We start from the raw sequence: 15,199 nt of genomic DNA on the forward strand, positions 1-15,199 counted from the left end.
TGAGGTGGCTCAGGCGGCAGGGACCGTGGGCTATGAGTTGATGTGTGCGCTCGCTCTGCGCGTACCTACCGTAGTTCTTTGACAAGCTGATGCCGAGCTGGAGTTAGGCGGACGTAGAAGCACGCCATTCAAGGTCTGGAGCTCATCTTTTCCCGGCAGGGAAAACTGGCCAGTCGAAGGCCGAGCGAAGCAATGGCCCGAATGGGTATCCCACCCCTTGAGGCCGTGCCGAGGAGCGCAGGGCAAGGGGCGGGCAAGAGCACTGCAAGATGCTCTTGCTTCAAGAACTAGCTTGCGGCAGTTGTTTGAACGTAGTGAGCGAAGCGAAAGAAGAGAGTTCTGTCGCACCGCCCCTTGACCGAGCACCGCAGGGTGCCCGGAGCGCAGCGTAGGGACACGGACTTGGGGTCGCTTTTTTTCTGCCTACTCTCTTTTGGCGAAACAAAAAAGAGTAGGTGCGCCGCCGGGCGCAATTCCCGGCCTCCGACTTCAAGAGAAGAGCAGAAGGTAACTATCAAGCACTACCAACAAATCAACCGCCGCTTGCCCTCACGCCGCAGCCGGCCGCCCCCGCCCTCTCCCAGGGGGAGAGGGAGTTAACCCCCTGGCGCTCACCAGGAGGAGAGGGAGTTGAAACACCTGCCTTGTCCGAGGGAGAGGGGATGAATTCCCCCAGGCGTCCCGTGCAGGACCCCTCGAACCGATTCCTAAAAGCGCAAATGAAAACTACTTGAAGAACGCGTCATATCCCGTCTTCAAGATCAGCGCACTCACCACAAAAATAAACACGCCTCTAACAAACCCCGCCCCATGCTTAAGCGCCAGCCGCGTACCAATCAGACTCCCCACCACGTTAGCAACTGCCATCATGAGCCCAATATGCCACCAAATGTGCCCTTTTGACGCGAAAAGGGCGATTGCAGCGATGTTGGTGGCTACATTCAACAGCTTGGCGGAAGCGGATGCATTGAGAAAGTCGTAGCCCAGAAAGCGGACGAACAGAAAAATGAAGAAGCTGCCGGTGCCGGGGCCAAAAAAACCGTCGTACCAGCCGATCACCGCACCTATGACGCATGCCAGCGCAGTTTCGCGCCCACGCGTATGACGTGGCGCGTGGGTGTGGCCCAGGTCCTTTTTCACCAACGTATAGATCAGCACGGCCAGAAGAATTAATGGCAGCAGGCGGCGCAGGAAATCGGGGTTGATCAGCGTGACATGCCAGGCTCCTAGGAAGGAGCCCACCAGAGCAGCGCCCGCTGCGGGAAGGAGCACCGCCCAGCGCATTTGCACGCGCCGGCTGTACTGTGCTGTGGCAATCGCCGTACCCCATACCGATGCGCTCTTGTTGGTGCCAAACAGAGTAGCCGGCGCGGCGTTCGGAAAAGTGGCAAAGAGCGCTGGCACCAAAACCAGCCCGCCACCTCCCACGATCGAATCCACCAACCCGGCCAGGAGCGAAGCCAGGGAAACGATCAGCAATTCCATGAGAGAAAGAAAGAGTAGTGGACGGTCAGGCTTCAGCCGGGAGACTTTGAGCAGGCTCTAAGGCGCTCCCTTGATGCGTTGCACAGCATGTCTAAGCCGTGGCGCAAGATGCGCGCTGATCATAGCGGCTTGCGCTCAGGGAAGGTGTGAGCGAATCTCTCAAGCCCGCCAGTACCGCCAAAAACTACCCACTAGGCGAGCAAATGCTCCCTGTAGCCCGATCTACGCCTTCGTTGGGTGCTGGTGGCCTATGACGGCTCTTTCGAGCGCGCCGAATGCATGCACACTTCTGATCTGCGATGGCCCCCCGCCTGATTGGCTAGCCCCAGACCACTGACCGCATTGAAATGGAAGCTGACTGGAACCCAGTATTGAAAAAACGAGGCATCTCGGTGGCGCGTGCGGCCCCTGCGGCATAGAGCAGCGGAAGGTAGTGCTCGTGCGTGGGGTGTGAGAGCCGCGCCACCTGGCCTAGTTTCTGGAAATCTGCCAGCGCACCGAGCTGGCCCTTTTTGATTTGATCTTGCACCACGGTGTCGAACTCGGAAGCCCAGTCGTAGGCTTCCTGTTGACCTGCACCTCGGCGAGTGGCCCGCAAGTTGTGCACGATGTTGCCGCTGCCGACAATAAGCACCCCCCGATCTCGGAGCTTTTGCAATTGCTGGCCCAGCGCATAGTGCTCGGCTGGTGAGCGGTCGTAGTCCATGCTGAGTTGCACCACCGGGATATCGGCTTTGGGGAACATAGGTTTAAGTGTCGACCAAGTTCCGTGATCTAGACCCCATTCGCTTTCATCTACGCCTAACGTGCCACTATTGGCGGGCGAACGAAGCTCTTTCGAAAGGCTTCGCGCTACATCAGGAGCGCCCGGCGCAGGGTACTGCTGATCGAACAGCGCCTTTGGAAAGCCGCCGAAATCGTGGATGGTCCTGGGCTGGGCCATTCCAGTCAGCTGCCAACCACCGCGTGTGAGCCAATGGGCAGAGATGCACAAGATCAGCTGTGGCCGCTCGGCTCGTGCAAGGAGCTCAACTCCCAAACTCTGCCAACTACGCCGCCAATTGTTGTCTTCAATGGCATTCATGGGGCTGCCATGGCCCACGAACAGCACCGGCATGCGGGTGGAGGGCTTGAGGGACTGCAGCAGCGGCGCAGCGAGAGCGCTGGAAAGGGAGGTGAGGGAAATGCCAGTAAGCCCAGCCAGGACCGCCAACGATGTTCTACGCTGCATTTTTTGAAGATCTTGTTTTGAAGATGTAGCGTTGAAAGATATCGCTATGGTCGCTAAGTTCCACAAAGTAAAGGGTTTTCCCTAATATTTTAAGAGGGAGGGGCTTAAACAAGCGAAAAAAAAGGACGCCTGGAGGGGCGTCCTTTATGAGCCATTGCATATGGCATTCTTTTGATTTGATGTTCTTGTTGGTCTGGCTTGTCTCCTCGGCCCTTCGGCATCACGATGCTGGCTGTGATGCCCGAATGCAGTGACTGTAACAGCGCACCAGCATCCGCCATATTGGGACTTTCCCCGAACGAAATTGGTGCGACGCACCTTTTTGGTTCGAAGGCTAGATCAATTTGTGAGCTTTAGCCTTATTTTGGCTGTTCGTGCTCAAGTTGCGGCAGCATCGAACCTTCGCCCAGTTGCAGCAGGCCGTTTTTGGCGTACACCGCCAGCTTGCCCCGCGTATCGATGATGTCGAGATTGCGCATGGTTAGCTGGCCGATGCGGTCTTGCGGTGTGAAAGGCGCGTTGGCCACCTTTTCCATGGACAGGCGCTCAGGTGCGTAAGTCAGGTTAGGCGACTCTGTATTGAGCAGGCTGTAGTCGTTGCCTCTGCGCAGCTCCAGCGTGACTTCTCCCGTGACTGCACTGGCTACCCAGCGCTGCGCGGTTTCGCGCAGCATGATGGCTTGTGGATCGAACCAGCGGCCTTGGTAGAGCAGGCGGCCCAGCTTGAGCCCGTTCATGCGGTATTGCTCTATGGTGTCTTCGTTATGGATGCCAGACACCAGGCGTTCATAGGCGATGTGCAGCAGAGCCATACCGGGGGCTTCATAGATGCCGCGGCTCTTGGCTTCGATGATGCGGTTTTCAATCTGATCGCACATGCCCAGGCCGTGGCGGCCACCAATGCGATTGGCTTCTAAAAAGAGCTCCACATGATCGGAGATTTCTTTGCCATTCAGAGCCACCGGAATACCATCTTCGAAGCGAACGCGAACCTCTTCCGCCTTGACATCGACCTCTGGCTTCCAGAACGCGACGCCCATGATGGGGTTCACGATTCGGATACCGCTGGACAGTTCTTCCAGGTCCTTGGCCTCATGAGTGGCGCCAAGCATGTTGGAATCCGTCGAATAAGCCTTTTCTGACGACATCTTGTAGTCAAAACCGGCGTTCTGCATGAATTCAGACATCTCCTTGCGTCCGCCCAGCTCGTCAATGAAGCGCTGGTCCAGCCACGGCTTGTAGATTTTCAGAGATGGATTGGCTAGAAGGCCGTAACGATAGAAGCGTTCGATGTCATTGCCCTTGAATGTGCTGCCATCTCCCCAGATGTTGACATCATCTTCCTTCATCGCATTGACCAGCATGGTGCCGGTCACGGCGCGCCCCAGGGGCGTTGTGTTGAAGTAAGTGGCGCCACCACTGCGTATATGGAATGCGCCGCACTGCAATGCAGCGATACCTTCGTTCGCCAGCTGTGTGCGGCAATCAATCAGACGGGCTTTTTCCGCGCCATATTCCATCGCTTTGCGGGGAATGGCGTCGTAGTCTTCTTCATCGGGTTGGCCCAGGTTAGCGGTGTACGCGTAGGGCACAGCGCCTTTTTGGCGCATCCACAGAAGCGCGGCGCTGGTGTCAAGGCCGCCGGAGAAGGCAATGCCGACTTTTTGGTCGGCAGGGAGAGATTGCAAGATAGTGGAGGACATAGCTGGCATTCAATGAAAAGGGGATTGCCCAAAAAGGCAGGCAACCGGTATTGTCGGTGCAATCCATGGGGCCAGCACCAAGCTGACGCCCCGCGACCACGCGTGCACGCTTCTCGCGAAGTCGCTTCCACTTCGCTCGTCGCAACTCATCACCGTTGTGAACACCCCTATCTCGTCATTCCCGCGCAGGCGGGAATCCAGGGCTACTGGGCGCAACGTGTCCTAATTCACAAGTTTTTTGGATCTACAGCGTTGAATTTGCAGCAAGCTACTCCAACGATCCCCGAAGGCTGCGCTTTTAACCCTGCTCCCCGCATGCACGCGGGGCCAACCATCCAGCGGCCGAGCCTTCCGGGAACGACAATACAGATTGTTACGGCAATAAGAAAATCACCCGCAGATGATCGACACCGTCTTGGTGTTCAGATACGCCTCAAGCGCTTCTGGGCCACCTTCTGAGCCATACCCGGAATCCTTGACGCCGCCAAACGGCAGTTCAGGCGAGGGCGCCGCAGGCTGGTTCACCCACAGCATGCCCACCTCAACCCCATGTGAGAGCTGGTGTGCGTTTTTAAGGGAGCGCGTGAAGGCGTAGGCAGACAAGCCCCATGGCAGGCGGTTGGCCTCCTTGATGGCGTCCGCCAGGTCATCGAAGCCACGCACGGCAGCCATGGGACCAAAGGGCTCCTGGTTGAACACGTCAGCGTCTAGTGGAACGTCAGCAAGCACGGTGGGGGCAAAGAAGTTACCCGCAGTGCCAATGCGTTCGCCGCCTGTGACCAATGTGGCGCCCTTGGCCACTGCGTTTTCGGTGAGTCTCTGCATGTTCGCCAGGCCGCGGTCGTTGGCCATGGGACCCATCTGGATGCCTTTTTCCAAACCGTTGCCCACCTTGAGGCCTTTGGCCAGCGCGGCGAAGGCGTCGATGAAGTCAGCCTTCACCTTGTTGTGCACCAGATAACGAGTGGGCGAAATGCAAACCTGGCCGGCGTTGCGGAACTTGGCTCCTCCCACGGCTTTCACTGCGAGCTCAATATCGGCGTCGTCGCAAACGATCACAGGAGCGTGGCCACCCAGCTCCATGGTCGCGCGCTTCATATGGAGGCCAGCCATCGCGGCGAGCTGCTTGCCGACAGGGGTGGAGCCGGTGAACGTGATCTTGCGGATCACGGGATGCGGAATCAGGTACGCAGAGATTTCCGCGGGTACGCCATATACCAGCCCGACCACACCGGCTGGAATACCGGCGTCGCTGAAGGCGCGCATCAACTCAGCAGGGGACGCGGGCGTTTCCTCGGGGCCTTTCACCAGGATGGAGCAACCTGTGGCCAGAGCGGCGGACACCTTGCGCACCACCTGGTTGATAGGGAAGTTCCACGGTGTGAACGCGGCCACCGGACCTACGGGTTCTTTCAGCACGCGCTGGTCGGCTGCCATGTTGCGCGGTGGCACGATGCGGCCATAGGTGCGGCGGCCTTCTTCGGCAAACCATTCGATGATGTCGGCGGCCGACAACACCTCACCCTTGGCTTCTCCGAGCGGCTTGCCCTGTTCCTGAGTCATCACGGAAGCGATGGCTTCGGCGCGCTCACGCAGCAAGCCTGCGGCCCGGCGCATGATGGCTGAGCGTTCATTCGCAGGCGTGTTGCGCCAAGTGGCAAAGCCGCGGTCGGCTGCGGCCAGGGCGCGGTCCAGGTCAGGCTTGCGGGCATGCGCCAGACGGCCGATTTCCTGGCCCGTGGCGGGGTTGAGCACCGCCAGTGTTTCTCCGGCGGCGGCGTCGCACCATTGGTTGTCGATGAACAGCTGGGTATTGGGGTAGGTCATGAACGTGGTGGAAGGTTAAAAGAAAAGCGGTGGCCCAAGGACTCTTTGCACAATTCAGATCGGTGCTTCACTAGGAGGCTGTCGGACTTGGAAATCGCCGGCTGCAAATGGGCCGCTGCGGTCCATTTTTCACGGTCTTTTTGACCCATAGCTAGGCTATGGGCCTGCAAATCCCGTGAAAACTGTCCTCGCTGGGGCCCATTTTCGCTATCGGCGCTCCAAGTCCGACAGCCTCCTAGCGCGACCCGTGCTGAGGAGGCCTAGCGTCAAGAACGCCGGGCGCAACCCCATATGTTAGAGCTTTTGGCCGGATTCAGCTCAGCCCCGCCCCTGAATCCATTTGGCGGCCTTCTCGGCCATCATCAGTGTCGGGCTGTTGGTGTTGCCACTGGTGATCAAAGGCATGGCCCCTGCATCCACCACGCGCAGGCCAGCAATCACTCCTCCGGCACCGTCGCGTACTTGAAGGCGCGGTGTAAGTACGGCCATGGGATCTCCGTCTTTGCCCATCATGGTTGTGCCCACAGGGTGAAAGATCGTGCTGGCAATATCGCCTGCCAGGCGGGCCAGGTCTTCATCGCTCTGGTACTGCGGCCCCGGTTTGTACTCTTCTGGGGAGAAGCGGGCCATCGCCGGCTGGGCCACGATGCGGCGCGTGACGCGAAGGCTGTCAGCGGCCACCTGCCGGTCTTCTTCTGTGGCGAGGTAATTGGGCGCGATAGCGGGGGCATCTTCGAAACGGGCGCTTTTGATGTGCACCGTACCCCGGCTGGTGGGGTTCAGGTTGCACACACTGGCCGTGATGGCCGGAAAGCTGTGCAGCGGTTCGCCGAAAGCGTCCAGGCTGAGCGGTTGCACGTGGTATTCAATATTCGGCCATTCAAAGGCGGGTGAAGAGCGTGTGAACGCGCCTAGCTGGCTCGGAGCCATGCTCATGGGCCCAGAGCGGCGCAGGAGATATTCCATGCCGATCTTGCCTTTGCCCCAAAGCGTGCTGGTGAGCTGGTTGAGCGTCTTGCCACCTTTGATCTTGTACACGCTTCGAATCTGCAGATGGTCTTGCAGGTTGGCTCCAACTCCTGGAAGATCGGCCAGGACCTCAATGCCATGCTGACGCAGCAGATCAGCCGGGCCTACACCCGAAAGCTGCAGGATCTGTGGTGAACCGATGCTTCCCGCGCTCAGGATCAACTCACCGCCTGGCTCCAGGAGTGCCTGTGTCAGGCCGGTATCGGTTGATATCTCGGCACCCGAGCATTGCAATGAACCGTTGGCACCGCGCTCAATGAGCAGGCGTGCCACCCGCGCGTGGGTCCAGAGTTCGAAATTTGGACGCCCATAGCAAGTGGGCCTGAGAAAGGCCTTGGCTGCATTCCAGCGTAAACCGGCCTTCTGGTTCACTTCAAAGTAGCCTACGCCCTCGTTGGTGCCGCGGTTGAAGTCGTCCGTAGCCGGCACGCCGGCCTCTTGCGCAGCGGCCGCAAATGCATCCAGCACATCCCAGCGAAGGCGCTGCTTGTCTACGCGCCATTCGCCGCCATGGCCGTGCAAGTTGGCAAAGCTTGGAGAAGGGGCTGGGGCGTCAGGCTTGCGCTTGTCGAGCTTGTGGTGATCTTCGTGGGCCTTGAAATCCGGCAGGCAATTCTCCCAGCGCCACTCATCATCCCCCGTGAACTCCGCCCAACGGTCGTAGTCGCGCGATTGGCCGCGCATATAGATCATGCCGTTGATGGAGCTGCTGCCTCCCAGCACCTTGCCACGCGGATAACGCAGAGTGCGGCCGTTCAGGCCGGCAGCGGGTTCTGTCTGATAGAGCCAATCAGTGCGGGGATTACCGATGCAATACAGGTAACCCACCGGAATGTGTATCCAGTGATAGTCGTCCTTGCCGCCAGCCTCGATCAGCAGCACACGTTTGTTTTTGTCGCGCGAAAGGCGGTTGGCAAGCAGGCAACCGGCGGTTCCTGCGCCCACGACGATGTAATCAAAGGTTTGTTCGCTCATATGCTGGCACTGGTGGAGCTGTCGGGCTAGGAGCTTGCTCAAGGTCTCTTCGCGCAGAGACTTTGAAAAGGCTCCAAGAGCGCCGATAGCGAAAATTGAGCCGATGGCCGATTTGCGGTCGGCAACTTCCAAGGCCGTCGGTCGCCCAGGCGGATGATAGGTCAGTCGGGACATCAAGCCGCGATTTTTGTCGGTTCCATGTCTGCGAGGGCGCTGCTTGAGATGGCGGAGCTTGATGAGCCCAATTTATTGCTGGCGAAGATGGGCGCCTGCAAGTATCATGAATTAACTCTTTTGTATTCATAGAAATAAGTTACTTCAGGGGCTTCATGCTATTTTTGCTTTCCTGTTTTCGTGGCAACAACTCCAATGCGCTTTCCGAGCGTCCAGCACCCAGGACCACGCACCTGAGCGCATCGATACCTCCTTCCGGTACGCGCTTGCCCTTTCCAGACAATGACATCTCCATTGGCGGCACGGATCTAGGCCTGGTATTGAAGAACGGCCAGCGGCAATCGGCCCAGGAGCTTAAAGGCATCCTCAGAACCGAATCAAGTTTCGAGGACCTGTCCGTACACCTTGCTCTTGAAGAAGACTCCTCTGACGGCTCCCTTGAGCTGTCGCACAACAGTGACCGCCCATCTCTGAGCCTGAATCAGGCGGGCACAAGGAGATCAGTCATGTTCAGTGACAAGGAGGCGGTGCGCGAGTTCAAGGGGGTGAACCGTGATGACCGGTTCCCTTTGGACGCAGCGCACGAAGGACAAAGCGATGTAGATCTTGCTCTCGATGGGTTGGAAAAGAGATTGGGGGATATGAGGAAGTTCGTGTGGCGCATGGCGCATTGGGCGGACATCTTTCTGCCAACGAGAGGCGAAGCGGTTGCGCCGGGAAAGCAGCGTATGCAAGAACTGATCGAAGACATCGATGCTTCAGACGCAGTGCAAAGGGTACAAAAAATGTTCTCTGAAGCCCGTTGCTCGCGTCCACCTGCAGCGGGCAACCCAGGCGTGGAGGCTTCACTGCCAGAGTTGGTGTTTTCCTCTGAGCAGCTGCTCGAACTGCAGCTCGCTTACCGTGAGTTGAATTTGCTTTTGAGGGAGCTGCAACCCGAATTGGTGGATCTGCAATTGGGTGCGAACTGGTTGAAAAAAATGACCAGCATGCTGGCGCTGGATGGTGCCGACGTGCTGGATACACCCCTTCAACGGGCTTTAGTCCCCATCACCGTTGTGGACGATTTGCAGCATGGCCCTGCTCGCATTTCCTTGCGAGGAGAGGAGGCTACAGTTTCAAGATCATTGGTGCCCATATTGCTCTGGGGAGAATTCCTGGCGGCCCTGGATGATGTGGCCAGGAGGAGCTTTGATGGAGCAAGCTTTTACGACTTACCCCAGAACATCCTGGTAACTCTTTCTAACCCAGGGGGGCAGGGGAGTTCGGCACCAAAAGGCGCTTCACCTTACTGGCAAGAAGGCCAGTAGCGGCGCTGCCACAATGCCCTGGACGTAGCCGATCGCGGCCCGCCGGTATCGCTCTGTGGCGTAGGCGGCAAGCATGTCCAGCCGGCCAATGATCTTTCCGAACTCCCGCTCGAAACTCAAATTGCGGCTGTCGGGGGTGATTTCGTTGGCTAGAAGGAGCGGCTGGCCGCGCGCATCACGGCGGGTGTTGAGGATCCAGAGCGCCGTTTCCATATTGCGGGCGGCGTTATAGATGTGCTGGGGATCTACGGAGTCCAGGTAGTAAAACTCGCGCTTGCCGCCATGCGAGGTGATGATGGTGTCAGAGCAAGCCACGATGAAGGCGGCTATGCGATCACCCTGGAACTCTGGTGCCAATGCCGACGAAAGCGCCACGACATCGCGCTTGCCAGCCAGTGCTGGCCAGGCTTGTTGGGCTTGTATGGCTTCATCGAGTTGCGCCAGGGCGGCTTCCCGTGAGGCTGCCGTCTTGCGCCACTCCGAAGGATTGCGGCGGTATAGCTTGTCGGCCAGCAGCATCAGGCTTTGATGATTGGCACGCATAGCCGCCGTGGCGACACGATTGCCCTCACTTTGCAACAGTTCGCCGCCAGCGAACTCCTGTCCTCGCACTTGGCCGCGTTCCAGGTGGGCATCGCTGGCGCAGCCTGCCATGACCAGCGCGCAGACAAGCGAAAGGGCCGCACGGGCGGCCCCAGGAAAATATTCGCCCAGCGAGACGCGGGCGAACCAAGGATCAGGCAGAGACAGACATCTAGTCGCCTTTAGCGCTGCCGCCTTCCGCAGTACCGAATGTGATTTCACCGGACAACTGTCCTCCTTCTTCGATCACGATCTTGCCATAGCGGATCTTGCCGGTGACCTTGCCAGTGGCAAAAATCACCAGTTTTTGGCGAACAATGAGATTTCCATCGAACACGCCGCGTATTTCCGCGATGTCGATCTCGGCGGAACCTTTGAACGCACCTTGTTCGGCGATCTGGATCACGCGCGAGTTCATGGTCGCTTCGACCGTGCCTTCGACCACCAGGGTGTCGCAATCAGTGATTTCGACGCCCTTCAGCTTGATATTAGGGCCGACGGTGAGTTTCGCGCCGTTCTCTCCAGCGGGTGCTGGCGCGGCCGCTACCGGAGCGCTGGCAGCGGGCGACGAGAATGGTTGCGCCGCGGAGGCGCCGCCGGCGGAACCCAGGGAGCTGGTGCCGCCCAGAGACGGGCTGGTGGGGCTGCGGGGATTTAGCGGTTCGGAATCCCGCTTGCCGAAAAACGGTCCTTGAAGTGCCATGCTTTTTCCTTATAACAACTAACGATCCTAACGGCAGCTGAAGCTACAGGACAGTACAAGAGGAAAGAAACGTAACCAAGAGGGTCTTCGAGGTGGTCCACACCTTGCAGTCCAACCCATTGGCTGGCGGCGTCTTGTCCCACAGTAGGGGAATTTGTCGACGCGTTACCATTCGTCTTCGCCCGTGATTGTCCTGGTGCCGGCTATTTCTGATTGTCTGACGCCAGAACCACTGTTGCCGGAAGTTGCGAGCGGTTTCTTGTGGTTGCCACTCTTTGGATTTTTCCCTTCTCTTTTTTCATGACCTGGCGCGCCATCCTTAGTATTGAGTCGAAGACTGGCTGCGCCGTGCCTGACGCGGAGTTTGGTGCGCCGTCTTTCGCGCACGCTCCTAGCCTCTTGTGAAGACTATGGAAGACCTCACGCCACGCTTACGCCAGCAAGAGCAGGCCGCCGGGGTGACCGTAGCCGTGCTCGAGGGCGATTGGACCGCTGCGCAACTGGCTTCGGTACGTGTCTGGAAGGAAGTCAGCACCAGACTTGCCAGCTTTAGCACTGTCCAAGACTGGGATTTGCGCCATATCGGGGCTTTGGATCATCTGGGAGCGCTTGCGCTTTGGGATCATTGGGGCCGCCAATGGCCGGCGCGCATGGAGGCGCATCCAGATCAACGTGCCGTGCTGGAGCGCGTGGCCTCCTATCCAGTCGTGGCACCCCCTTCCGGGCAACGCAGTTTTAGTCAACGCGTGAACGAGTTCGGTCTGGGTGTGGAAGCCGCACTTGCACAAGTACGAGATTTCGTCGCCCTCATGGGCCAGTTGCTGCTGGATTTCTTGCGCCTCGTGGCGGCGCCGCACAAGGGGCCATGGCGTGATTTCACTGGCCACCTCTATCGAATAGGCGCTCAGGCCTTGCCGATCACCGCGCTGGTTGGCTTCCTGATCGGTGTGGTCCTCGCCTATTTGATGAGCCAGATATTGCGCCAGTTTGGCGCGGAGGCGTTTATTGTCAACATCCTCGGCCTGGCTTTGATCCGAGAGCTCGGGCCACTTCTGGCAGCGGTACTGATTGCTGGGCGCTCTGGGTCGGCTATCACGGCTCAGATTGGGGTCATGCGCGTGACGGAGGAGCTGGACGCCATGCGGGTGCTGGGCATTCCCGCCGGATTTCGTCTTGTGATGCCTCGGGCGCTGGCGCTAGCCATTGCGATGCCACTGATCAGTGTCTGGACTTCCATGGCCGCATTGGTGGGTGGCATGCTCGCGGCTGATATCACGTTGGGCATTACGCCGAGCTTTTTCTTTGAGGCTCTGCCTAAAGCGGTTCCGATTGCGAACCTGGCTCTGGCGTCTGCCAAATCATTGGTGTTCGGGGTCTCGATCGCCCTCATTGGATGCCATTACGGCATGCGCGTAAAGCCTAATACCGAGAGCCTGGGACAAGGTACGACTGCTTCTGTGGTGGCCTCTATTACCGCCGTGATTCTGATCGATGCGCTGTTCGCGGTGCTGTTCAAAAAGGTGGGGATGTGATGGCGCCAGACACGTCCTTGGAGTCCGCGTCAGCTGCGGCGCTCGAGCCGGTGATTGAGGTGCGCGGCCTGTGGAGCGCATTCCCCGTTCCTGGTGGCGGACAAGTGGTGGTTCACAAAGATTTGGATCTCACCGTGAACCGGGGCGAGGTGCTCACTCTCGTGGGCGGCTCCGGCACGGGCAAGACGGTCCTGCTGCGGCAGATGCTGGGGCTCAATACGCCGGCCAAGGGTACGGTGACTGTTTTGGGCCGGCCGGTGGCGGAATTGTCCGGGCCGGGCGCGGCTGCCCGGGTGGGTATGCTGTTTCAGCAGGGGGCCCTTTTCTCGGCATTCAGTGTGCTGGACAACATCGCGTTTCCTCTGCGGGAAACCAACGCGCTGCCAGAAGAGCTGGTGCGCGAGGCGGCGTTGCTGAAGCTGCAGATGGTGGGCTTGAAGCCCACTGATGCGCACAAGATGCCCGCCGAGCTCTCAGGAGGCATGATCAAACGTGTGGCGCTGGCTCGCGCGCTCATCATGGATCCGCCGCTGCTGATGCTCGATGAGCCCACCGCCGGCTTGGACCCTGACAGCTCAGATGCCTTCTGTAACCTGCTGGGCTCGCTTCATCAGGAGTTGGGCCTCAGCGTGGTAATGGTCACACACGATCTCGACACGCTTTTTGCGCTGTCAACGCGGGTGGCGGTGTTGGCTGAGCAACATGTCATCATCGCCGCGCCGGTACCCGAGGTGCTCGCCTTCGACCACCCTTTCATACATCATTTTTTCCTCGGGGAACGAGGTTTGCGCGCGATGGAGATGCTGCGCGATCGGCAAACCGCCACGCCCCCGATCGCGTCTGTGAAAGGACAATAAGCTCATGGAAAATAAATCCCACGCGCTCGCCGCTGGTGTCTTCGTGCTGGTGGTGGCGGCTCTGCTGGTCGGCCTGGGCATGTGGCTGATGCGCGATGTCACCAGCACCGATGTCTATGAAATGACCACCAGTGACGCTGTCAGTGGTTTGCAGCCGCAGGCAGCGGTTCGTTTCAAAGGGGTGGCCATTGGCAAGGTGACTGACATCAGCTTTGACCCCGAGGTACGCGGCAACGTGTTGGTGCGCATTGCCATTAACCACGACTCCCCGGTCACCAAGTCGACCTTTGCCACCCTGGCCTACCAAGGCGTGACGGGCCTGTCTTTCGTGCAACTAGACGACACGGGGCAGTCCAGCGAACCACCTCCTTCTCGTGAGGGGGGCCCACCTCGCATTCCGCTCAAACCCGGCCTTCTGGGCCAGCTGCAAGACAGTGCGGCCATGCTGGTGGAAAAGTTCGACCAGACGGTTGAGCGCGTCAATCAGGTGCTGGGGCCTGAGAACCAGGCAGCTCTTACTGCTGCACTGAACGAAGTGGGTGCAGCCGCCAAGAGCATCAACCAACTGGCCGCCAACACGGATAAAACCATAGAGGCGCAGTTCGGCCGTGGCGGGAGCAACATTCCCGGGCTGGTCAAGCAGGCCACAGGTTCACTGAAGACCATGCAGGAGGCCGCAGTGAAAACGGGTGAAGCCATGGGTAGCCTCAGCGCGGTCGCTGCTGATATCAAACCCGGTGTCGACACACTGGTTGCGCCGGGTGGGGTGCTTGATCGCCTGAGCGAAAGTGCGAGCACCGTCAGTGGCACCACGCTCCCACGTATCCAGGGCCTGACTGAGGACGTGAGCCGCACCATTCGTCGGCTTGATCGTGTCGCCAACTCGTTGAATGACAACCCGCAGTCGCTGTTGTATGGCAACGGCACGGTTCCTCCCGGACCAGGCGAACCCGGCTTCGCCGCTCCGGCAGGATCCTCGCAACCTTGAGCCTACTATGAAATTTATAGCTTTTTGCTCAATAAAGATGAGGGTCTTGGGCGCTCTCTCAGGGATTTTTTTGTTGGCTGGCTGCGGCAGCATTCCGTTTCCGGATAAGCCGCAGCGCCCCATGATTTACGACTTTGGCCCCGGCGTACCAACAGCTTCCAGCAGCCCTAGTCATGCTCCTGTGGCGCTGGCTCCGGTGGCAGCGCCTGCTCCGCTTGAAGGACCGGCGGTCACCTACAGGTTGTTATATTCCGGCGCCGGACAGCAGCCTCAGCCCTATGCGCTGGCGCGGTGGAGCATGTCCCCCGCTCAACTGGTGTCGCAGCGTCTGCGTGAGACGCTGGCGGCGCAGCGGCCGGTGGTCAATGTGGGCGAGAGCCTGGCTGCGTTGGAGCTGCGTGTAGATCTCGAGGAGTTCAGCCAGGTGTTTGATTCCCCAAGTGCCAGCTTTGGTTTGGTGCGTATGCGCGCGACGGCGGTTGCGCCTCTCGCGCGCGGGGAACGCTTGCTGGGCCAGCGCACGTTCACTGCACGCCAGCCGGCACCTAGCAACGATGCACCGGGTGGGGTTCGCGCTCTGACTGAGGCGACGGATGATCTGGCTCGGCAGATTGTGACGTGGTTGGTGGGGTTGCCTGCGCCGGCGGCGGCACTGCCGGTGGCACCAGCAGCCAAGCCCTGAGACTCCCTGCCTTCTTCCTGTTCCTGTTCCTGTTCCTTTGGTTGGGTTGGGTTGGGTTGGGTCGGCCGGCTGGCTGGCTGCGGGGTGAGGGATTTAACTCCCTCTCCCCCTGGGAGAGGGT

Annotated in this window: 12 protein-coding genes; 5 read left to right on the top strand and 7 right to left on the bottom strand. The window is 59.2% G+C overall.

Translation table 11 applies throughout. From position 1 onward, the window contains the following. Window positions 1-726: 726 nt before the first annotated feature. The 5 genes from G518_RS0121780 to G518_RS0121805 form a co-directional block, all read right to left on the bottom strand. On the bottom strand, window positions 727-1,485 hold the full coding sequence (locus G518_RS0121780) for a sulfite exporter TauE/SafE family protein (RefSeq protein WP_028604348.1): 759 nt from the start codon (window positions 1,483-1,485) through the stop codon (window positions 727-729). Between the two features lie 319 nt (window positions 1,486-1,804). Further along, window positions 1,805-2,716 carry a 4,5-DOPA-extradiol-dioxygenase gene (ygiD, locus tag G518_RS0121785; RefSeq protein WP_156909495.1) on the bottom strand — a complete coding sequence of 304 codons (912 nt, stop codon included), beginning with the start codon at window positions 2,714-2,716 and terminating at the stop codon, window positions 1,805-1,807. Between the two features lie 359 nt (window positions 2,717-3,075). Next, the gene (argG, locus tag G518_RS0121795; protein ID WP_028604350.1) at window positions 3,076-4,419 is read right to left on the bottom strand and encodes an argininosuccinate synthase; all 1,344 of its coding nucleotides are present in this window, start codon (window positions 4,417-4,419) and stop codon (window positions 3,076-3,078) included. A gap of 390 nt (window positions 4,420-4,809) precedes the next feature. After that, the gene (locus G518_RS0121800) at window positions 4,810-6,246 is read right to left on the bottom strand and encodes an NAD-dependent succinate-semialdehyde dehydrogenase (RefSeq protein ID WP_028604351.1); all 1,437 of its coding nucleotides are present in this window, start codon (window positions 6,244-6,246) and stop codon (window positions 4,810-4,812) included. Between the two features lie 318 nt (window positions 6,247-6,564). Continuing rightward, window positions 6,565-8,250, bottom strand: coding sequence for a GMC family oxidoreductase (locus G518_RS0121805; protein ID WP_028604352.1), 1,686 nt, complete (start codon window positions 8,248-8,250; stop codon window positions 6,565-6,567). 329 nt (window positions 8,251-8,579) lie between these two features. Here G518_RS0121805 and G518_RS0121810 point away from each other — a divergent pair, with 329 nt between their 5' ends. Then, window positions 8,580-9,734 carry a hypothetical protein gene (locus G518_RS0121810; protein ID WP_028604353.1) on the top strand — a complete coding sequence of 385 codons (1,155 nt, stop codon included), beginning with the start codon at window positions 8,580-8,582 and terminating at the stop codon, window positions 9,732-9,734. Here G518_RS0121810 and G518_RS0121815 read toward each other — a convergent pair. Next, window positions 9,708-10,538, bottom strand: coding sequence for a hypothetical protein (locus tag G518_RS0121815; RefSeq protein WP_245598079.1), 831 nt, complete (start codon window positions 10,536-10,538; stop codon window positions 9,708-9,710). The genes G518_RS0121810 and G518_RS0121815 overlap by 27 nt on opposite strands. Further along, window positions 10,489-11,019, bottom strand: a complete 531-nt coding sequence (locus tag G518_RS0121820; RefSeq protein ID WP_028604355.1) for a bactofilin family protein — start codon at window positions 11,017-11,019, stop codon at window positions 10,489-10,491. Before G518_RS0121820 ends, G518_RS0121815 begins: the two co-directional genes overlap by 50 nt. 410 nt (window positions 11,020-11,429) lie before the next feature. On the opposite strand from G518_RS0121820, the gene G518_RS0121825 reads away from it, so the two are divergent. Genes G518_RS0121825 through G518_RS36320 form a run of 4 tightly spaced genes read left to right on the top strand, consistent with a single transcriptional unit; the run spans window position 11,430 to window position 15,078 of the window. Further along, the gene (locus G518_RS0121825) at window positions 11,430-12,551 is read left to right on the top strand and encodes an MlaE family ABC transporter permease (protein WP_028604356.1); all 1,122 of its coding nucleotides are present in this window, start codon (window positions 11,430-11,432) and stop codon (window positions 12,549-12,551) included. Further along, window positions 12,551-13,408: an ABC transporter ATP-binding protein gene (locus G518_RS36315; protein WP_051237240.1), complete on the top strand. Its 858-nt coding sequence runs from the start codon at window positions 12,551-12,553 to the stop codon at window positions 13,406-13,408. The genes G518_RS0121825 and G518_RS36315 overlap by 1 nt, the downstream gene beginning before the upstream one ends. A 4-nt stretch (window positions 13,409-13,412) precedes the next feature. Beyond that, on the top strand, window positions 13,413-14,396 hold the full coding sequence (locus G518_RS0121835; protein WP_028604357.1) for an MlaD family protein: 984 nt from the start codon (window positions 13,413-13,415) through the stop codon (window positions 14,394-14,396). A 37-nt stretch (window positions 14,397-14,433) separates the two neighbouring features. Continuing rightward, the gene (locus tag G518_RS36320; RefSeq protein ID WP_051237243.1) at window positions 14,434-15,078 is read left to right on the top strand and encodes an ABC-type transport auxiliary lipoprotein family protein; all 645 of its coding nucleotides are present in this window, start codon (window positions 14,434-14,436) and stop codon (window positions 15,076-15,078) included. The last annotated feature ends 121 nt before the right edge of the window (window positions 15,079-15,199 follow it).

Origin of the sequence: Ottowia thiooxydans DSM 14619 (genome assembly GCF_000422885.1) — a bacterium.
Classification (GTDB): domain Bacteria; phylum Pseudomonadota; class Gammaproteobacteria; order Burkholderiales; family Burkholderiaceae_C; genus Ottowia; species Ottowia thiooxydans.